Source organism: Streptomyces sp. NBC_01116 (assembly GCF_041435495.1).
Lineage (GTDB): Bacteria > Actinomycetota > Actinomycetes > Streptomycetales > Streptomycetaceae > Streptomyces.
The window spans coordinates 7854441-7874099 of the sequence record NZ_CP108644.1; the positions used below are offsets into that span (position 1 = coordinate 7854441).

The following is a 19659-nucleotide window of genomic DNA, read 5'->3' on the forward strand; positions in this document are numbered from 1 at the left end:
GTCGTGGCGGACCTCAGCGCCGGGCCAGGGCGAGCAGGCTCAGTCCGAACATCAGTACTCCGAGGGGGAGATGGACCGACGGAAGGTGCGCGATGCCGACCGCGACCTGGACCGAGGCCAGGACCAGGAAGCCGGACGCGTACAGGATGGGCCGGGGCGAGCCGCCACCCGGCTTCCAGGCCAGTACCGCCGCGAGGACGTACAGCATCGACGCTCCGTACATCACGCGCGCGCCGACGCTGTGCAGCGTTTCCCCGTAGGACGAGGTCATCAGCAGCCCGGAGGAGACCGCCTGAAGGAAGATGGTCAGTGTCTGGAGGGCGATCGCGATCCGCAGAAACGGGAACGCGCGCTGTGTCGTCACCGGAGTGGCCATGCCACGCCCCTTTTCCGCCCGTGGGCAGTCGATCGATAAGGTCTCACCAACCCGACGACGCGGGCCGGCGAAAGGTAAGGCGAGGAGGCCGGGAGCATGGAGGCGGAGGGGGTGCGCGCCGAGGTGACAGCTGGTGAGCGCGGCCGACTGATCAACGTGGCCTACCGGTTGCTCGGATCGCTCGCCGAGTCCGAGGACGCCGTGCAGGAGGCCTTCGCGCGCTGGTACGCGTTGCCGCGGAGCCGGCGGGACGAGATCGTGTCGCCCGGCGCCTGGCTGACGACGGTGACCGGCCGCATCTGCCTGGACGTGCTCGGCTCGGCGCGGGTCCGGCGCGAACGCTACGTCGGCGCGTGGCTGCCCGATCCACTGCCCGACCCGGTCGAACGCGGCGACGGCCGGGGCTCCGACCCCGCCGACCGGATGGTTCTGGACGAGTCGGTGACCATGGCCTTCCTCGTCGTCCTGGAGACGATGACCCCCGCCGAGCGCGTGTCGTTCGTCCTGCACGATGTCTTCCGCTACCCCTTCGCCGAGATCGCCGACGTCCTCGGCCGGACGCCGGCCGCCTGCAAACAACTCGCGTCCTCCGCCCGGCGGCGGGTGCCCGGCGCCGGGGCTCCGGTGGCGGCGGACGCGCGGACCGAGGTGGTGCGGCGGGTCAAGGAGGCGTGGGAGAGCAAGGACATCGCGGCCCTCGTCGACCTCCTCGACCCGACCGCCGTGATGACCGCCGACGGCGGCGGCCTGGTCGGTGCCGCGCTGCACCCGATCGAAGGTGACGCGCGCATCGCCTCGTACATGGTCGCCATCGCCGACCGGGCCCCGGGGCTGGTGCTGCGGGAGCGGTCGGTCAATGGTGCGCCGGGCCTGGTGGCGCTACGGGACGGTGTCGTCGTGACCGTGGCCTCGTTCGACGTGGCCGAGGGCCGTGTCGCCCGGGTCTGGGTGGTCCGCAACCCGGAGAAGCTGGGGCCGTGGGCCACCCCGCGGGCGTGACGACGACGAGGAGGTCCTAGGTGGCTCGGGGTCGCTGACCGCTGCGATGCCCCTGAGCGGTGATGCCTGCTGAGGGATCGAACTCGGTCGGCCTCCATCGGCCACGGACCCTACGAAGTCACGGACCCTACGAAGTCACGGAGCCTGCGAAGTCACGGAGGCACAGGGGCACGGCGTCATGCATGCAGGCACGCGGGCACACAGTCGTGGGGGCGTGGGCAGGTCGGCTCTACCGGCGCAGGTCGAGCCGCATCAGTACGCGCGGGTGACCGGACAGCACCGAGGTGGTGTCGGCGGCGTGGGTGAACCCGGCGCGCTCGAAGTTCTTCCGGATGCCGGGGTACGCCATCGTCAGGTCGACCTTGGCGTCACCGCTGTCGAGTGGGTACGCCTCGATCGCCGGCGCGCCCTGGGCGCGGGCGAACGCGACCGCGCCGGAGATCAGCTCGCGCGAGATCCCTTTCCCGCGATGGCCGGGGCGAACCCGGATGCACCACAGGGACCAGACCGGCAGGTCGTCGACGTGCGGGATCTTTCGGCTGCGGGCGAAGGCGGTGTCCGAGCGCGGCGCCACAGCGGCCCAGCCGACCGGCTCGTCGCCGTCGTAGGCGAGCACACCCGGCGGAGGCTCCGCGCGGCAGAGCCCGGCGACGTACTCGCCGCGGGCCGGACCGCGGAGCTCGGTGTTGAGCTTGGACGGAATCCGGTAGCTCAGGCACCAACAGACGTTGGCCTCGGGGGACTTCGGGCCGACCAGGGTACGGACGTCCTCGAATGCCGAAGCCGGGCGAACGGCGATGGTCATGGCGCCACGATGCCATGACACACCCGGTGACGCCCGCGGGGAGCGTCGACAAGCGAACCGGCCGAGGTCCGGAGGTGTCCCGCCCGCTCCGGGCCCGAACGGCTGGGGTCACGGGTGCCCGCGGCAGACACGGACAACAGGCGCCCCGGGGTGCCCGGGGACCCTGTCCTCAGTACGGCGGAAGCCGCAGCGCCCCGGTGCCCTCGCGTACGTCGTGCACGAGCCGGATCTTCCCCACCGGACTGCCGTGCTCGTCCGTGGTCACCAGTGCCGCGTCATCGCTGTTGAGGCACCGCCCGCGCGCGTCCGGCTCGGGGCAGAACAGTACGTAGCCGGTCTGCCGGTCGACGCGGCCCGGCTCCAGCCGCCAGATCCACTGATAGGTGCTCATGACCACCCGGGGGTAGGTGGCGCGCAGTTGCTCCTTCACCGCCTTCTGCACCGTGTCGCCGAACTTCTGGCGCTCCCCGAACGGGCGGACGACCCGGGCGCTGCCCGTCGTGTCGACCCGGCCCGCCCCGATCTCGTAACTGGCCGAGAAATAGGCCTGCCCGGTGAGCGACGCCAGGAGGTCCTGCCGGGTCAGCCGCATCACGGTGGGCCAGGAATCCTTGCCCCGGGCACGCCGGTCGGCGACGGGCGGGGAGACCACGTTCACGTACGACCCCCGAGCCTTCGCCAACGCGCTGTCGGCCCCGCTCGCCGTGACCCAGCGTTGGACGCACTCCCCGATCTCGCCGAGCACCTTCGCGACGGTGGCGTTCGTCAGCTCGGCCACGACGTAGGGCGGGGTGCCGGTCGGGCCCAGGGCGACGACCTCGTAACCGCAGGCGTCGAAGGCGCCCTTGAGCGTACGGAAGTCCTCGGCCTGCTGTCGCCCGCGCTCCACGGCCTCGGCCAGGACGCCCGCGCAGTCCTTGCGGTCGCACGTGCCCTCGTCGGCCTTGTCCGTGTCGATGCGGAGCCGGACCACGGCGTCGCGGTCGTCGGTCACCGCGAACGTGACCTCCGAGCCGCCGGAGCCCGGGAAGAGCGTGCGCGCTCCGATCGCCTTGAGCTGCCCCGGGAAGTGCTTCTCGGCCAGTTCCTCCGCCGCCCGGCGGTCGTCATCGGTGGCGACCACTCCGCACGCGCCCAGCAGCACGACCAGCGAACCCGCCAGCGTGCCGGTCAGCGCGGCCCTCCACCGCCTTCGGTGTGATCCGGTCATGATCAGCTCCTCCACCTGGCCCCGCCCCTTGTTCCTGTGACAGTAGGACGAGCGCCTGCGGGCCGGATGAGTACGCCTACTCAGCCCGGTGCACGGCGTCCTCGCGCACCTCCTTCCAGCCCGTCGCCCCATCGCCGCTATTGGCATGGACCTGACTACGTAACTCCGCTACAGTCCGGGACGGCATATCTGAGAGCGCTCTCAAAGCGTCGAGATCGGCATGCGCTCCCGGACGCCTCCCGTTCCACCCCCACGTCGTTGGAACAACAGGAAGGGCCACTCCCTTGAGACACGCAACCGTGCTGCGGACCGGTCTGTCCGCACTCCTGCTCCTCGGTGCATGGGCCGCCGCCGGCCCGTCGACCGCCTCCGCCGCCCCCACCGATTCCGCGGAAGCCCCTGCCTCCGCCGCCCTCCTCACCGCGATGCAGCGCGACTTCGGCCTCACCGAGGGCGAAGCCGTCGCGAGGCTCGCCGACGAGAAGGCGGCCACCGCCCTGGAGCCGACGGTGCGCCGCGCCGCGGGCGCCGCTTTCGGTGGCTCCTGGTTCGACGCGAAGACCGGCAAGCTGGTCGTCGCCGTCACGCATGCCGACACCGCGGAGGCCGTACGGGCCGCCGGTGCCGAAACCCGGCTCGTCGAGCACTCGGCGAAGCGGCTCGACGCGACGAAGGCCCGCATCGACGCCCTGCCCGCACCGTCTGGCGTGAGCAGCTGGCACGTCGACCCGGCGGCCAGCCGCGTCGTCGTCAACGTCGTCGCCTCCGAGCAGCGTGACAACGATGTCCGAACCTTCGTCGCCAAGGCGCGCGAGGCCGGGCCCGTGACCGTCGAGACGACCGCCGAAGCGCCGCGGACCTTCGCGGCGGGAACGGTCGGAGGCGACCCGTACTACACGGGCAACGTGCGCTGCTCGATCGGCTTCTCCGTCCACGGCGGCTTCGTCACCGCCGGGCACTGCGGCGGCACGGGCCAGTCCGTGCGCGGCTGGGACGGCTCGGCCATCGGCAACTTCCAGGGCTCGTCCTTCCCCGGCGACGACTACGCCTGGGTGAACGTGGCCAACGGCTGGTGGACCGTGCCGGTCGTCCTCGGCTGGGGCACCGTCTCCGACCAGCTCGTCCGCGGTTCGAACGAGGCGCCGATCGGCGCCTCGATCTGCCGCTCCGGCTCCACCACGCGCTGGCACTGCGGCAACGTCCTCGCCAAGAACGAGACCGTCAACTACAGCCAGGGCGCCGTGCGCCAGATGACCAAGACGAGCGTCTGCGCCGAAGGGGGCGACTCCGGCGGCTCGTTCATCAGCGGCGACCAGGCCCAGGGTGTCACCTCCGGCGGCTGGGGCAACTGCTCCGGCGGCGGGGAGACCTGGTACCAGCCGGTCAACGAGATCCTCAACCGTTACGGGCTGACCCTGCACACCGCGTGATCCGGGGGAGCCGTCCCGTCGTCCTCCCCGGCGGTGCGGCTCCCGCCGACAGGTGAGGGTGCCGGGCCGGAAGCGGTCCGGGACGCCCGGATCCCATCGGCTCAGTGAAGGCACTGTGAGCGGCCCCGCCGGCGTGGCGGGGCCGCTTCCCTGTGCGTGCTTCCGGGAGAGCGTTTTCCCGACCCCCCAACAGCCGCTGCCCAGTGCATCGTTCACCAGCTATTGACACCCTCTCGACACCGGCGCAACACTGGCACCGCCTTGGAGAGCGCTCTCCCAGATCCCGCGGTCCGCCGGCCTCGTGACGCGCAGGGCGGAGTCTCTTCCCGGCTGCACCGTCCAGCTCACCCTTTCCCCCCACCGTGCACCCGATGTGCAGGGATGAAGAGCGGCATGGAGGTCCCTATGGTGACAAGACTCAACAGAACGACCCTGGTGTCCGCCCTGATCGTGGCGACCGCCCTGGCGCTGGTCGCGCTCGGGCTCACCGCGATCACGAACGCCGGGGCGACCGCCGCCGAGGCGGCCCCGCCCGCGTCCGGCAAGCCCGCGGCGGCCTCGCACGTCATGCAGGGCCACCGGATGGCGCCGGCGAAGCCCGTCGCCTTCGGGGACGACCCCGACGGCGACGGCTACATACCGGCGGACCCGCCGGTCACAGGAGTGGAGCCGTCCGACGAGATCCCGCCGCACCGCTACTTCCACGAGTTCCAGGCCAACTGCTCGGTCAGCCACACCGCCCCGGACGACCCGATCGTCTACCCGGGCCAGGCCGGCGCCTCGCACGACCACACGTTCATGGGCAACGACACCACGGACGCGAACAGCACCACCGCGTCCCTGAGCGCGGGCGGAACCGCCTGCCTCGCGCCCGGCGACCTGTCCGCCTACTGGATGCCCACCCTCTACAACGGGAACGAGGAGATCCGCCCGGTCGGCCCCCAGACCATCTACTACAAGGCCGGAGTCACCGACTACCGCACCGTGCGCCCCTTCCCCAAAGGGCTGCGGTTCGTCGTCGGCAGCCCCACCCAGACCGCCCAGGAGTTCCGCGACCACCCCGGCATGGTCGAGGGGTACGAGTGCGGCGAGAGCTACCACAACTACGACTTCCCGGCCGCCTGCCCGACCAGCCGGGACACTCAGCTCAACCTGCGTATGCAGGCGCCCAGTTGCTGGGACGGCAAGCACCTGGACACTCCCGACCACAAGGCCCACATGGCCTATCCGGTCGTGATGGGGGCCAACCAGGACGTCTGCCCGACGAGCCACCCGGTGGCCCTGCCGATGATCGAGTTCAAGATGGCGTGGCCGGTCAACGGTGACATGTCGCAGGTGAGACTGGCCAGCGGCACCGGCCACTCCTTCCACTACGACTTCTTCAACGCCTGGGACGGCGCCACGCTCGACGCCCTGGTCGACCACTGCATCGTCGGTGCTCTCCAGTGCAACGCCCGTGGCTACGACGAGAACAACCCGGGTGAGGGCGCGGTTCTGGACGAGAACTACGAACTGCCCTGACCCTGCCCGTCGCGTCTCCCTCATGGGCGCACCGCACCCATGAGGGAGAGCGCTCTCCCGTACGGACTCCGCGCTCTCCCTTGCAGGCTCGGTGCTCTCCCGGCTCTCCGTGATCTCCCTGCCCGCGCGCTCTGTCCTGCCCGTCGTCTCCGGCCTCCTGGCCCACTCTCCCCACCTGTCCCAGCTATTCCACCTGTCCCACCCCACCCGCACTCCCGTGAGGAGCTCCTCCCCCCATGATCACGTCCCGATTCCGACGTCCGGCCCGCGCCCGGGGCCGAACCACCGCACGCCTCGCCGTCGCCGCACTGCTGGCCGCCGCCGCGGCCACGCTTCCGGTGCCCGCCGCTCAGGCCGCCGGCAGTGTGGTGAAGGTGACCGGCTCCCAGGGCGCCTGGCAGCTGACCGTGAACGGCGCCCCGTACACCGTGAAGGGCCTGACCTGGGGTCCGTCCGTCGCGGACGCCGGGCGGTACATGCCCGACGTGAAGTCGATGGGTGTCAACACGATCCGAACGTGGGGCACCGACGCCACCACGAAGCCCCTGCTGGACACCGCGGCGGCGAACGGCATCAAGGTGATCGCCGGGTTCTGGCTGCAACCGGGCGGCGGTCCCGGCAGCGGTGGCTGTGTGAACTACCTGACGGATACCGCGTACAAGAACGACATGCTCGCCGAATTCCCGAAGTGGGTCGAGACCTACAAGGACCATGAAGGCGTCCTGATGTGGAACGTCGGCAACGAGTCGGTGCTCGGTCTGCAGAACTGCTACAGCGGCGACGCGCTGGAGCAGCAGCGCGACGCCTACACCACGTTCGTCAACGAGGTCGCCAAGAAGATCCACGCGGTCGACCCGAACCACCCGGTCACCTCGACCGACGCGTGGACCGGGGCCTGGCCGTACTACAAGAAGAACGCGCCCGACCTCGACCTGTACGCCGTGAACTCCTACGACGCCGTCTGCGACATCAAGGAGACCTGGGAGAGCGGCGGTTACGACAAGCCCTACATCGTCACCGAGGGCGGGCCCGCCGGTGAGTGGGAGGTGCCGGACGACGCCAACGGCGTACCGGACGAGCCGAGCGACGTGGCGAAGGCCGAGGGCTACCAGCGGGCCTGGGACTGCGTCGACGGGCACGAGGGGGTGTCGCTCGGCGCCACGCTGTTCCACTACGGGACCGAGTACGACTTCGGCGGCGTCTGGTTCAACCTGCTCCCCGCGGGCCAGAAGCGGCTCTCCTACTACGCGGTGAAGGAGGCGTTCGGCGCGGACACCTCCGGCGACAACACCCCGCCGGTCATCAGCGGGATGGCCGTCGACGACGCCTCCGCGGTCCAGGCGGGCAAGCCGTTCACGTTCAAGGCGTCCGTCTCCGACCCGGACGGTGACCCGCTCACCCATCAGGTGCTGGTCAACTCCAAGTACATCGACAACGGAGGGCAGTTGACGGAAGCGGTTTTCACCGACCGGGGTGACGGCACGTTCGAGGTCACCGCACCGGACAGGCTCGGCGTCTGGAAGGTCTACCTCAAGTCGACCGACGGCAAGGGCAACGTCGGCATCGAGACGAAGTCCTTCAAGGTGGTGCCGCCCAAGGTCGACGGGGTGAACCTGGCCTCCGGGAAGCCCGCCGAGGCGTCGTCCTTCCAGCCGGAGAGCGTCGGCTGCCCCTGCCCGGCGGCCAACGCCGTCGACGGCTCCTTCGACACCCGCTGGGCCAGCGACTGGGCCGACCGGCAGTGGATCCAGGTCGACCTGGGAGCGACCACTTCCTTCGACCATGTCCAGCTGGCCTGGGAGGCGGCCTACGCCAAGGCGTACACGGTCCAGACGTCGGACAACGGGCAGGACTGGACCACCGTCCACACCCAGACGGCGGGCAACGGCGGCATCGATGACATCGAGGTCGCGGGCAACGCCCGCTACGTCCGTGTGAGCACCACCGAGCGCGGCACCCCGTGGGGCTACTCGCTCTACGAGTTCGGCGTCTACCGGAGCTGATCCGGCAGGGCCGGCAAGCCCTCGGCGCCGTCCCATCCCCGCTGTCGGCGCGGAGGGAGCCCGCGGCGGTCACGGATCTCCGTGACCGCCGCGGGACCGTCGCGTTCGCGCACCCGGTGACGCCCGCCGGCACGTTCCGGGCGGCGATCCGGGGGTAGCGTGCTCGGCATGGACCTTCGTACCACCGTTGAGCGCGCTCAACGACTCAAGCAACTGCACGCCGAGCACAGGCCCCTCGTGCTGCCGACCGTCTGGGACGTCTGGTCAGCGAGGACAGCGGCCGACGCCGGGTTCCCCGCCCTGACGATCGGCAGCCATCCGCTCGCCGATTCCCGGGGGGCCGCGGACCAGGAGGGGCAGACCTTCGAGGAGGTGCTCGCCGCCGTCGGCCCGATCATCGCGGCGGTCGGCATCCCCGTCTCCGTGGACCTGGAGGCCGGCTACGGGCAAAAGCCCGCGGACCTCGTCGCCGGTCTCATCGAGGTCGGCGGCGTCGGCCTCAACATCGAGGACACCGTCCACTCCGAGGGCGGGCGCGTGCGCAGTACGCAGGAGCACGCGAACTACGTCGCCGGACTGCGCGCGGCTGCCGACGACGCGGGAGTACCGGTCTGGGTCAACGGGCGCACGGACCTGTTCGTGCACGCGGAGGACGCCGCCGCCGTCCTCGACGAGGCGATCGAGCGCCTGCGGGCCCTGGAGCAGGCGGGCGCCGACAGCGTCTACCCGGTGCGCATCCAGGACAACGACGAACTGCTCGCGGCGGTGACGGCCGCCGTCTCCGTGCCGGTGAACTCCACGGCCCATCCGGTCAAGCACGACCTTGAGCGCTTCCGCCGCCTCGGCGTCCGCCGGATCACCTACGGCCCGCTGCTGCAAAGCGCGATGACGGACGCGATGAAGGGCATGCTCGAGCCGTGGACCCCTTAGGACGGGTCCGGGCGATCACGCCCCGAGGCAGATGAGGAGTGCGGTAGCGGTGACAGTGCTGAGATAGACATCTCCGTGCTTGTTCCGGCGGGTGGCCACTTCCGCCCGCTGCGATGCGCATCCTGGTGGTCAGGCCGCTGCGGCACCCCGGCCGAGGGCTTCGCCCGGGGTGCCGCCCCCTCCAGGAGGCCGTGCGGCATCGCGGTGCTGCGGCTAGGGCGTGTTCCGAAAGTAGCGCCGTCCGCCCGGAGGGCGGGCTCGGCGGAGTCTGGTGCGTGCGATCGCAAGGCGGAGGGTCGCCCCGATACTGGATGTATCGGGGTGGTCCCGACAACGCGGCGAGCGTGCGTGCCAGGCGTCGCCGGGCAGGCGGGACTTTCGAAACACGCCCTAGAGCCCCCCGCCGCACCTGGCGCTGGCTCACGGTGTACCTATGCTGACCGCACTGTTCACCGGCGCAGGAGACGAACCCGCCCGATGCCGCCGGTCGGTTGAGCTCGGCTGGGGCCGGCCGGCCCCGGCCCGGTCCAACTCCCGTGATCGGAGAGGCGGGGCCTAGGCACCTGCGATATCGCCCCGCTCCCGGACGGCGACGGCACCCTCATCTCCGGCCTCGAAGCCTTCTGACGGACCCGCCGCAGGGCGCCCGTCGGTCTCTCCGAACGGGACCAGCCCCACGAGCCCGTCCCCGGGGCAGACGAAGACGCCGATGGGAACCACGCTCTCAGCCTTCCCCCGAGACTCCTGCCGTGGCTCCCTGGTCGCGCTCACTCCATCGGTCTACCGCGCGACGGCCGCCCTCCGCCCACTCCACACCGGGAAGCAGCGGCGTCGGAAGTCCTCCGGCCGGGAGCCCCTGGCGGTGTGGCCGTGCGGCTCGTCGTGCCCCACGCCCAGACTTGGGTGGTGATCGATCGGCGGATCAATGAGGTGACCACATGACGCGGGCGAGCCGAACGACCGGCGGACGGAAGACGTGGACCGGTGCCGCCGCGGCCTTCGCCGCCTCGGCCCTGATCATGGCCGGCACCGGCTGCTCGTCCGGGGACAGCGGGCGGTCGACGCCCCGCGGAGAGGATCAGGGGCAGGCGGACGGGGCCCGGGCTGTGGCTGCGCCCTCGGTCTCGCCCTCCGCCGCCCAGGGGAAGGGGCGCCTTGTCGTCACGTACGAGAAGGGCAAGACGGCCGCCGGCCGGGAGGCGGAGGCCTTCCTCAAGAAGAACCGGGTCCTGGAGGACGTCGCGGCCTACGCCGACGAAACCATCGCCCTGCCGCAGGACGTACCGCTGCGCGGCCGCAGCTGCGGCACGCCGAACACCTTCTGGAGTTCGGAGACGAGGACATCAGCTACTGCTACGAGTTCCTCAACGCGCTGAAGCCCGTCTACCAGAAGCAGGACACCACCGGCACGGCAGAACAGCGCGCCGCCGCGGTGAACACCGATCTCGTCGGCCTCAGCAACGGCGTGCTCTTCCATGAACTCGGGCACGGCCTGGTGGCCATGTACGACCTGCCGATCACCGGCAAGGAAGAGGACGCCGTCGACCAGTTGTCGACGCTGCTCCTGTCCACCGGTGACGAGAAGCACGAGGAGTACGCGGTCAGCACCGTCAACGCCTGGGGCGGCCTCTCGGGAGGCCGAGACCGAGGGAAAGCTCCCCGTCGACCAGTACGCCGACGAGCACTCCCTCAGCGTCCAGCGCTTCTACAACTGGGCATGCCGGCTCTACGGTTCCGACCCGGACGCCTACGAGTCCGTCCCCAGAACCCCGACAACCCCGACGGTGCTCTGCCCCAAGAACGCGCGGCACAGTGCCCGCAGGAGTACAACCAGATCGCCAAGTCCTGGGGCACGCTGCTGGACCCCTACATGAAGCAATGACCCGAGCAGGCCCGGCACACGGCCCGGTCCGCACCGCCTCGGAGCCCCGGCGAGTCGCCGACACGCCTGTTCCTCCGCTTCACGTGGAGGCGCCGTACTGCTGACGTGAAAACCTTCGGCCGCGGCGAGCGACGCGCCGCGGCCGGAGGGCGGCCGGAAGGGGGGGAGGGGGGCGGTGGGAGGAGAGGGCGGAAGGGGTGTCCGGTCAGGCGGCCGGGCGGGCGCTTCGTTCCGCGTGTTCCCGGACCAGCTCCGCGTACCGGCGGCCGCTGCTCTTGACCGTACGACGTTGGGTCGCGTAGTCCACGTGGACCAGGCCGAACCGCTTGTCGTAGCCGTAGGCCCACTCGAAGTTGTCCAACAGGGACCAGGCGAAGTACCCGGCCAGCGGCGCGCCCTTGGCGACCGCGCGGGCGCAGGCGGCGAGGTGCTCCTCCAGATAGCGGACGCGTTCCGGGTCGTGCACCGAGCCGTCCGCCGCGACGGCATCCTCGTACGCCGAGCCGTTCTCGGTGACGTAGATCCGCTGAACGCCGTACTCCCCGGTCAGGCGCAGCAGCAGCTGTTCGAGCCCCTCCGCGTGGACCTCCCAGTCCATGTGCGTGAGACGCGCGCCGGGGACGGAGACCTGCTGGGCGTGCGGTGCGGGCCCGTCGGGGTCGGCGGAGACGATCTGCCGGAAGTAGTAGTTCAAGCCCAGCCAGTCGAGTGGTGCGGCGATCGTCTCCAGGTCGCCCGGCCGGACCGGGAGTTCGACCCCGTACAGCTCCACCATGTCCTGCGGGTAGCCGCGGCCCAGGATCGGGTCCAGCCACCAGCGGTTGATGTGGCCGTCGGCGCGGCGGGCCGCGGCGAGGTCGGGTGCGCCCGTGCTCGCCGGCTCGATCGGGCTGAGGTTGTTGACGATGCCGACCCGGGCGTCCGATGAGGCTGCCCGGATCGCCCGTACGGCCAGGCCATGGCCCAGGTGCAGGTGGTAGGAGGCCCGCACGGCGGCGGTCAGGTCGGTGAGTCCCGGCGCCATCCGGCCCTCCAGGTGACCGATCCAGGCAGAGCACAGCGGCTCGTTCAGCGTCGCCCAGTCCTTCACCCGGTCGCCGAGGCGCTCCACCACGTGGGAGGCGTACGCCGCGAAGTGCTCCGAGGTCTCCCGTACGGTCCAGCCGCCCCGGTCCTGGAGCCCCTGCGGCAGGTCCCAGTGGTAGAGGGTGGCGAACGGGGTGACGCCGGCCTCCAGCAGACCGTCCACGAGCCGGTCGTAGAAGTCCAGCCCCGCCTTGTTGACCGGCCCGTCGCCGCCCGGCACGACGCGCGGCCAGGCGACCGAGAAGCGGTACGCGTCCGCGCCGAGCTGCTTGATCAGGCCGATGTCCTCGGGAACCCGGTGGTAGTGGTCACAGGCCACATCGCCCGTGTCGCCGTTGTCGATCGTGCCGGGGGTGTGCGAGAACGTGTCCCAGATCGAGGGGGAGCGGCCGTCCTCGGCCACGGCTCCCTCGATCTGGTACGCGGCGGTGGCGACGCCCCAGGTGAAGTCCGGCGGGAGGGCGTTCAGGTCGGACACGAGCTGCCTTTCGGTCGGGGGCGACGGACGGCTCTCGCCGGTCGGGGTCACTTGACGGCTCCCGCGGTGAGACCGGCGACCAGATAGCGCTGGAGGAGCAGGAACCCGGCGACGATCGGGACGCTGACGACGAGGGACGCGGCCATCACCTGGTTCCAGTACACGTCGTTCTGCGTGGCGTAGCCCTGGAGACCGACGGAGAGGGTCCGGGTGGCGTCGTTGGTCATGACGGAGGCGAAGAGGACCTCGCCCCAGGCCGTCATGAAGGAGTAGACCGACACCGCCACGATGCCCGGGACGGCGGCCGGCACGACGACCTGGAAGAGGGCACGGACGGGACCGCAGCCGTCGACCAGGGCCGCTTCGTCGAGGTCCCGGGGGATGGAGTCGAAGTACCCGATCAGCATCCAGATGGAGAACGGCAGCGAGAACGTCAGGTACGTGAGGATGAGCCCGCCGCGCGAGCCGTACAGCGCGACGCCGGTGCTGTTGCCGATGTTGACGAAGATGAGGAACAGCGGGAGCAGGAAGAGGATCCCCGGGAACATCTGTGTGGACAGCACCGTGACGGTGAAGACCCGCTTGCCCCGGAACCGGTAGCGGCTCACCGCGTAGGCGGAGAACACCGCGATGGTCACCGACAGCACCGTCGCCGAGCCCGCCACGATCAGCGAGTTGACGAAGTACTTGGCGAGCGGAACGGTCTCCCAGATGTCGAAGTACGGCTGGATCGTCAGCGTCGACGGGATCCACTGGAACTTCCCCGACACGTCCTGGAGCGGCTTCAGCGAGCTGCTGACCATCACGTAGACGGGCAGCAGGACGAAGCCGGCGAGCAGGGTCAGGACGATGCGACGGGTCCAGAGGAAGGACTGCGGCGCGGCCATCGGCGAGCGGGCCCGCGACCGGGTGGTGCGGGTCGGCCGCGTGAGGCTAGACATCGGCGCCCTTCCTTCCGCGCGAGGTGAGGAACAGGTAGACGGCCGTCACGACCAGCAGGAAGAGCAGCAGCAGGACCGACATCGCGGATCCGGTGCCGAAGTTCCAGGTGACGAACGACGACTGGTAGATGTGGATCGAGATCAGGTCCGCGCTCTCCGGGGCCGATTTCCCGAACAGGACGTACGGGGTGTTGAAGTCGTTGAACGTCCACAGGAAGAGCACCAGGACCAGGACCTGGTTGACCGGGCGCAGCGAGGGCAGCGTGATCCGGCGGATCTGCTGCCAGATGCCGGCGCCGTCGATCGAGGCGGCCTCGTACAGCTCGCGCGGGATGTTCTGGAGCCCGGCCATCAGCATGAGGAAGGCGAACGGCCAGCCCTTCCACACCGAGACGATGATCAGGGTGTAGATGCTGTTGTCGCCGATCAGCCAGAAGGACGGCTCGTCGGTGATGCCGAGCTGGTCGTGCAGCACGTGGTTGATCAGCCCGTTGTCCCGCTGGAACATGAACGCCCAGGTGATGACGGCCGCGTAGACCGGCAGGGCGTACGGGACGAGGAAGACGGCGCGCAGGAAGCCCCGGCCCCGGAAGCTCTCCTGGAGGAGGATCGCCGCCGCGGTGCCGAAAAGCCAGGCGAACCCGACCGAGAAGAACGTGAAGACGCAGGTGACGAAGAACGAGTGGAGCAGGGCCTCACCGATCGGCGCGTCGAAGTCGACGGCGATGCTGTAGTTGTCGAGGCCCGTCCAGGGCGCAGCGCCCCAGTTGTTGATGAAGAACTGCGTGAGCTGCCGGAAGCTCATCACGATCCCGATGACCATCGGGATGATGTGGATGAGGAGTTCGAGCAGGACGGCGGGCAGGAGCAGCAGATAGGGCAGTCCGCCTTGGCGGATCCGGTCGGGGATGCGCGGCAGTCTCCTGCGCGCACCCCCGGTGCCCCGGCTCGTACCCATGTCGGTCGACTTGTCGACCTCGGGGTCCGTGGTGACGGTGGCGGTCATGGATCAGGGCCTCACTGCTGCATCGTCTGCTGGGCCTTTTCCAGGCGCGCCTTGACGGATTCCTCGGTCACGGGGCGTCCGGCCGCGGCGTCCGCCCACAGTTCCTTGACGGCCGTACCCACGGCCGTCTCGAACTGCGACTCGTTCGGGACCTGGGGGAGCGGGGCGGCGCTGGTGGCGAGGGTGTCGCGCAGGACCTTGAGGTCGGGGGCCCCGAAGGCGGCATCGGCCTGTGCGGCCTTGACCGGCGGGATCGAGCCGTAGGTCTGGTTGAGCAGCTTCTGCTCGGCGTCGCTCGTCATGAACTTCACGAACTTCTTCGCGCCGTCGATGTTCTTCGTGTTCTTGAAGACGGCCATGTTGATGCCCGCGACCATGGAGTTGGTCTGCTTGCCCGCACCCGGTGCGCCCGAGGGGACCGGCACCGGGGCCGCGCCCCAGTCCTCGGGCTTCATGCCCTGGGCGGCGAAGGTGGAGGCGGCGGCCTGCCACAGCACCATGGCCGTCTTGCCCTTGGCGAAGTCGGTGAGCGACTGGTTCTGGGCGTACTCCGCGTTGCCCGGAGCGATGATCTTGTCCTCGGCCATGAAGTCGATGTACTGCTTCACCGCCGCGACCGCACCGTCGGAGGTGAACGTCGCCTTGCCGTCCTGGTCGAAGAAGTCGGCGCCGTGCTGCTGGCCCAGGACGAAGGTCTGGTGGATGTTGTTGGAGAGGTTGCCGCCCTCGGCGCCCAGCCCCCACTTGCCGTCCTTGGATATCTTCTTGCCCGCCGCGACCAGCTCGTCCCAGGTGGCCGGGGGCTTCTCGACGCCCGCCTCGGCGAACATCTTCTTGTTGTAGTAGAGGGCGTACGCCAGTGAGTACAGCGGCACCGCGGCGGGCGGCTCGCCCTCCTTGCCGGCCGAGGCGACCGCCGAGTCCACGAAGCGGTCCCGGCCGCCGATGGCCTCGAAGTTCTTCTCGTCCCACGGCAGGAGCGCTCCGGTCGCCTGGAGCGAGGCCGACCAGGTGTTGCCGATGTTCAGCACGTCCGGGCCCTGGCCGGAGCTGGTGGCGGCGAGGATCCGGTTCAGCAGGTCGGCCCACGGCACGACCTCCAGCTTCACCTTGATCCCGGTCTCCTTCTCGAACTTCTTGAGTTCGGGAGTGAGGATCTTCTTGTCGGCCTCGATGCTGGGGCCCTGGTTGGACGCCCAGTAGGTGAGGGTCTTCGGCGACTCGTTGCTGCCGCCCGAGGTGGTCCCGCCACCGCAGCCGGTGGCGGCTACGGCGATGGCGAGGGCGAGGGTGGCGGCGCTTGCGGCTCTGACGTGACGCATGTGAGGTGGCCCCTTTCCGGGGATGGCTGCGTTCGGGAACCGAACGGCCTCCATGACTTATTTTATGCCATGATTTAAGAGGTGAGAGAAGGTCGCGTCAAGGCCTGGGGCCGGGGTATGTTCCTGGACGGGAAGGAGCAACATGGCCGAGCGCAACAGACGGACCGTGCGTGACCTGCGAAGGGGCAATCGGGCGAGGGTATTGCAACGGTTGTATTTCGACGGCCCGCTGAGCCGCCAGGAGCTCGGACCGGTCACGGGGCTGAGTTCAGGTTCCATCAGCAACGTCGTTGCGGAACTCTCCGCCGAGGGACTCCTGGAGGAGGCCGGCGTCGTCGACTCCGACGGTGGCCGCCCCCGTACGCTGCTGCGCGTCGCCCCGGACGGCGGGCTGCTCGTCGGCATCGACATCGGCGAGACCCGGGTCCGCGTCGAGCTGTTCGACCTCTCCCTGACCGAACTGGCCCGCACCGAAAGGCTGCTGGCCCAGCACGGCTACGACGTCGACCGCATCGTCGCCCATGTCCGCACCGGCGTCGCGGATGTGCTGCGCGACGCGGGCGCCGACCCGGGCCGGCTCCTCGGCATCGGCATCGGGGTCCCCGGCATCATCGAGCGCGACGGACCCGAGGGGCCCGACGGCTCCCGGAGCGCGGTGGTCCACGGCCAGACCATCGGCTGGCGCGCGGTCCCCTTCGAGCAGTTGCTGCGCGAGGCGGTCGACGTGCCGCCCGAGGTGCCGCTGTTCATCGACAACGGCGCCAAGACGCTCGGCCAGGCCGAGATGTGGTTCGGCGGCGGCAGGGGCGCGGGCGCCGCCGCCATCGCCCTGATCGGCTCCGGCGTGGGTGCGTGCGTCGACCACGGCGACATCCTCGACGAGGACCGCATGAGCCTCGCCCTCGAATGGGGGCACACCACCGTCCAGTTGCGCGGCCGGAGGTGCCGCTGCGGCTCCATCGGCTGCCTGGAGGCGTACGCGGGCGCGCAAGCCCTGCGCGAGCGCTGGCGCGAGGCGGGTGGCCCGCTGCCCGAGGACGCCGACGACGAGACGGCGCTCGCCGCCCTGCTCGCCGCCGCCTACCCGGAGGGCCAGGGCCCCGCCCCGGACCCGGTGGCGCTCTCGCTGCTCGACGAGACGGCCGAATGCCTCGGCGCGGCCCTCGCCGACCTGATCAACCTCTTCCTGCCCGAGCGGATCCTGATCGGCGGCTGGGCGGGCCTGCTCATCGGCCCCCGCCTGCTCCCCGACATCCGCCGGTACGCGAACGAGTACGCCCTGCGCCACGCGGCGGCCCGCACCACCATCGAGATGGGCCGCCTCGGCCCGGACGCGGTCACCGTGGGCGCGGCGACGCTCCCGCTCGCCGACTTCCTCACCCGGGGCGGCAGCCGCCCCGGGCCGGGCGGCGCCGGCGTGCCGCCCCGTACTCCGGTCCAGGCGGTCCGGGAACGACACCGCACGGCGATGAACTGAGCGCGGACCGGGACCGGCGGACCGGGACCGGGACCGGGGTCCGGGGGTGCTCACGCGCGACGCGGCCAGACGCGCCGCGTCGGCTCACGCGCCGCGTCTGGCCGCGTCGCGCGGCTGCCCGTGCGCCCGCCGGGGCGTCGGCCGGTCGTGCGTCGTCGCTGCCGCGCTTCAGCGGGCCGTGTCCCGCGCGGGGCCAGGGCGCCCGGCCGCGCCGTCCTACGCGGACCAGTGCGGATCGACCAGGCCCAGCCACGCGTCCTGGGCGTCGGCCGGCGGGTGCTCCAGGGGGAGCGGCGCGAACCGGATCCCCGCGTCGGCTCCGTCGCCGCCGACCCGGTGCTCCCACGCCGAAGGCGGCCCGACCGGCGGGGCGTTGAGCAGGAGGAGGGTGGTCAGCCCGGGCTGCCCGGTCTCGGGATGGGGCCGGGCGTCCACCGCGATCCGCCGGACCACGCGGGCGCCCGTCAGCCCGGTCTCCTCGGTGACCTCGCGCAGGACGGCCCGCTCCGGATCCTCGCTCGGCACGACGCCGCCCGCCGGTACCTGGGTACCCGCCTCGGGAACGTCCGCATGGTCGAACACCAGCAGAGCGGGGAAGGGGTGACGCCGGATCACCTAGGCGGCGACCGGGAGGCGTGGGCCGGTCGGGGGTGAGGTCATGCGGGGCATCCTCGCCCGCGCCCGCCGGGCCGCGTACCCGCGCCCGCCGGGCCGCGTACCCGCGCCCGCCGGGCCGCGTACCCGCGCCCGCCGGGACGGGCGGCCGCGCCCGCCGGGCCGGGCGGCCGTGCGGGACCTGCCTCGCGGGCATCCCCCCGGATCAGGCCGATCCCCGTACCACCAGCTCCGGTTCGAAGATCACGGAGGTCACCGGACCGTCCGGCCGGGCCATCCGGTCCAGCAGCAGGCGCGTCATCTCGGCGGCCATCCCCTCCACCGGCTGGCGGACCGTGGTCAGCGGAGGGCGGCAGGCCAGGGCCGCGCTGCTGTCGTCGAAGCCCACCACCGCCACGTCTCCCGGAATCGAGCGGCCGTGCTCCCGCAGGACGTGGCAGGCGCCGAGGGCCATCAGGTCGTTGGCGGCGAAGACCCCGTCCACGTCCGGATGCTCCGCCAGCAGCCGTTCCATCGCCGCCTCCCCGCTCTCCTGGGTGAACCGCCCCTCGGCGATGGGGATGTACGGATGCCCGTGGCGCGCCATGGTGTCCCGGAAGCCCGTCAGACGGGCCTGGCCCGCCGGTACGTCCAGCGGACCGCTGATCGTCGCGATCCGGCGACAGCCCCGGCCCAGGAGGTGCTCGGCCGCCAGCCGGGCCCCGTCCTGGTGTGCGAGGTCGACATAACTGACCGGGACCGGCCGCGCCGGGCGCGCGTACAGGACGGCCGCCAGGCCGGCGTCCGCGATCAGGGCGGGCAGCGGATCCTCGGCGTGCGTCGAGACGACCAGGGCCCCGTCCGCACTGCCCTGCCTCAGGTACGCCACCACCTCCTCGCGCGCCCGTGAGGTCTCCGCGAACATCAGCACCGGGTGCATCCCGCGCGGACGCAGGTAGTCGACCACCCCGGTCACCACCCGGCCGAAGAACGGGTCGGCGAACACCTGCGCGGTGAAGGACCCGGAACTGCCGCTGCCGGCCCGGTCCTTCCCGGACGCCCCGCCCCTGTCCTCATCCTCGTTCCCGTCCTCGTTCCCGTCCCCCGACGCTCCGGTCGCGGAGTCCTGCCGGGCCGCCTCCGGCTCGACGCCCGCGCCCGAGACCACCAGGGCGATGGCGTCGGCCCGCCGGGTCACCAGGGACCTGGCCGCCCGGTTCGGGGTGTAGCCCGTCACGGAGACCGCCTGCCGCACGGCCTCCTGGATCACCGGGTCCACATTGCGCACCCCGTTCACGACCCGGGAGACGGTGGCGCGCGAGACGCCGGCCGCCCGCGCCACGTCCTCCAGGGTGGGCGCTCCGGCCGAGCGCGGATCATCCGTCATGAGCGCCTTTATAGCACCCCCGGAGAGCGCTCTCCATCGCGCCGGGCAGAGGAACGCGGCCAGGCGGGGCGGAGTTCGGCACCGGTCGGGAGATCGGGAGGCCGGGAGGACTGCCGGGCGGCCGGGGGTCGGAATCCGGCCACGCACCGGCGCGGCGGCGGCCGAGTATCACGTTTTGCTTGTGATCAGTCACTGTGCGGACCTACGTTGCC

Annotated in this window: 16 protein-coding genes and 1 pseudogene; 8 read left to right on the plus strand and 9 right to left on the minus strand. The window is 71.1% G+C overall.

Going from position 1 to position 19659, the window contains the following annotated elements; all coding sequences use genetic code 11:
- Window positions 1-13: 13 nt before the first annotated feature.
- Window positions 14-376: a hypothetical protein gene (locus OG245_RS34400; protein ID WP_371627247.1), complete on the minus strand. Its 363-nt coding sequence runs from the start codon at window positions 374-376 to the stop codon at window positions 14-16.
- Between the two features lie 96 nt (window positions 377-472).
- Between OG245_RS34400 and sigJ the strand changes: the two genes are divergently transcribed.
- A complete protein-coding gene (gene sigJ, locus OG245_RS34405; RefSeq protein WP_371627248.1) occupies window positions 473-1375 on the plus strand; it encodes an RNA polymerase sigma factor SigJ in 903 nt (300 codons plus the stop codon).
- Window positions 1376-1604: 229 nt separating this feature from the next.
- Here sigJ and OG245_RS34410 read toward each other — a convergent pair whose 3' ends face one another.
- A complete protein-coding gene (locus OG245_RS34410; RefSeq protein WP_371627249.1) occupies window positions 1605-2180 on the minus strand; it encodes a GNAT family N-acetyltransferase in 576 nt (191 codons plus the stop codon).
- Window positions 2181-2349: 169 nt separating this feature from the next.
- Window positions 2350-3390, minus strand: a complete 1041-nt coding sequence (locus OG245_RS34415; protein ID WP_371627250.1) for an SCO7460 family lipoprotein — start codon at window positions 3388-3390, stop codon at window positions 2350-2352.
- A 284-nt stretch (window positions 3391-3674) separates the two neighbouring features.
- On the opposite strand from OG245_RS34415, the gene OG245_RS34420 reads away from it, so the two are divergent.
- From OG245_RS34420 to OG245_RS34445, 6 genes and pseudogenes are all read left to right on the plus strand, one after another.
- The gene (locus OG245_RS34420; protein ID WP_371627251.1) at window positions 3675-4820 is read left to right on the plus strand and encodes a S1 family peptidase; all 1146 of its coding nucleotides are present in this window, start codon (window positions 3675-3677) and stop codon (window positions 4818-4820) included.
- A 405-nt stretch (window positions 4821-5225) separates the two neighbouring features.
- The gene (locus OG245_RS34425; protein WP_371627252.1) at window positions 5226-6341 is read left to right on the plus strand and encodes a DUF1996 domain-containing protein; all 1116 of its coding nucleotides are present in this window, start codon (window positions 5226-5228) and stop codon (window positions 6339-6341) included.
- Window positions 6342-6577: 236 nt separating this feature from the next.
- Complete coding sequence (locus OG245_RS34430; RefSeq protein WP_371627253.1) at window positions 6578-8344, plus strand: discoidin domain-containing protein; 1767 nt, start codon at window positions 6578-6580, stop codon at window positions 8342-8344.
- A 168-nt stretch (window positions 8345-8512) separates the two neighbouring features.
- Window positions 8513-9274, plus strand: coding sequence for an isocitrate lyase/PEP mutase family protein (locus tag OG245_RS34435; RefSeq protein WP_371627254.1), 762 nt, complete (start codon window positions 8513-8515; stop codon window positions 9272-9274).
- Window positions 9275-10293: 1019 nt separating this feature from the next.
- Window positions 10294-10835: pseudogene (locus OG245_RS34440) on the plus strand (DUF4344 domain-containing metallopeptidase); the annotation flags it as partial.
- Window positions 10750-11148 carry a DUF4344 domain-containing metallopeptidase gene (locus OG245_RS34445; RefSeq protein ID WP_371628068.1) on the plus strand — a complete coding sequence of 133 codons (399 nt, stop codon included), beginning with the start codon at window positions 10750-10752 and terminating at the stop codon, window positions 11146-11148. The pseudogene OG245_RS34440 and the gene OG245_RS34445, both read left to right, overlap by 86 nt.
- Window positions 11149-11361: 213 nt before the next feature.
- On the opposite strand, the gene OG245_RS34450 is transcribed toward OG245_RS34445, so the two are convergent.
- From OG245_RS34450 to OG245_RS34465, 4 genes are read right to left on the minus strand one after another with little or no spacing between them, the layout of a single operon-like run.
- On the minus strand, window positions 11362-12720 hold the full coding sequence (locus OG245_RS34450) for a GH1 family beta-glucosidase (RefSeq protein WP_371627255.1): 1359 nt from the start codon (window positions 12718-12720) through the stop codon (window positions 11362-11364).
- 47 nt (window positions 12721-12767) lie between these two features.
- Complete coding sequence (locus OG245_RS34455; RefSeq protein ID WP_018955662.1) at window positions 12768-13661, minus strand: carbohydrate ABC transporter permease; 894 nt, start codon at window positions 13659-13661, stop codon at window positions 12768-12770.
- Window positions 13654-14667 (minus strand): carbohydrate ABC transporter permease, encoded by a 1014-nt coding sequence (locus OG245_RS34460; RefSeq protein ID WP_371627256.1) that lies wholly within the window; start codon window positions 14665-14667, stop codon window positions 13654-13656. The genes OG245_RS34455 and OG245_RS34460 overlap by 8 nt, the downstream gene beginning before the upstream one ends.
- Before the next feature lie 11 nt (window positions 14668-14678).
- Window positions 14679-15989 carry a sugar ABC transporter substrate-binding protein gene (locus OG245_RS34465; RefSeq protein WP_371627257.1) on the minus strand — a complete coding sequence of 437 codons (1311 nt, stop codon included), beginning with the start codon at window positions 15987-15989 and terminating at the stop codon, window positions 14679-14681.
- 142 nt (window positions 15990-16131) lie between these two features.
- Between OG245_RS34465 and OG245_RS34470 the strand changes: the two genes are divergently transcribed.
- A complete protein-coding gene (locus OG245_RS34470) occupies window positions 16132-17466 on the plus strand; it encodes an ROK family protein (protein ID WP_371627258.1) in 1335 nt (444 codons plus the stop codon).
- Between the two features lie 216 nt (window positions 17467-17682).
- Here the strand turns inward: OG245_RS34470 and OG245_RS34475 are convergent, their stop codons facing one another.
- Both OG245_RS34475 and OG245_RS34480 read right to left on the minus strand, forming a co-directional pair.
- Window positions 17683-18081: an NUDIX domain-containing protein gene (locus OG245_RS34475; RefSeq protein WP_371627259.1), complete on the minus strand. Its 399-nt coding sequence runs from the start codon at window positions 18079-18081 to the stop codon at window positions 17683-17685.
- A gap of 205 nt (window positions 18082-18286) precedes the next feature.
- Window positions 18287-19447 (minus strand): LacI family DNA-binding transcriptional regulator, encoded by a 1161-nt coding sequence (locus tag OG245_RS34480; RefSeq protein ID WP_371627260.1) that lies wholly within the window; start codon window positions 19445-19447, stop codon window positions 18287-18289.
- Window positions 19448-19659: the final 212 nt, after the last annotated feature.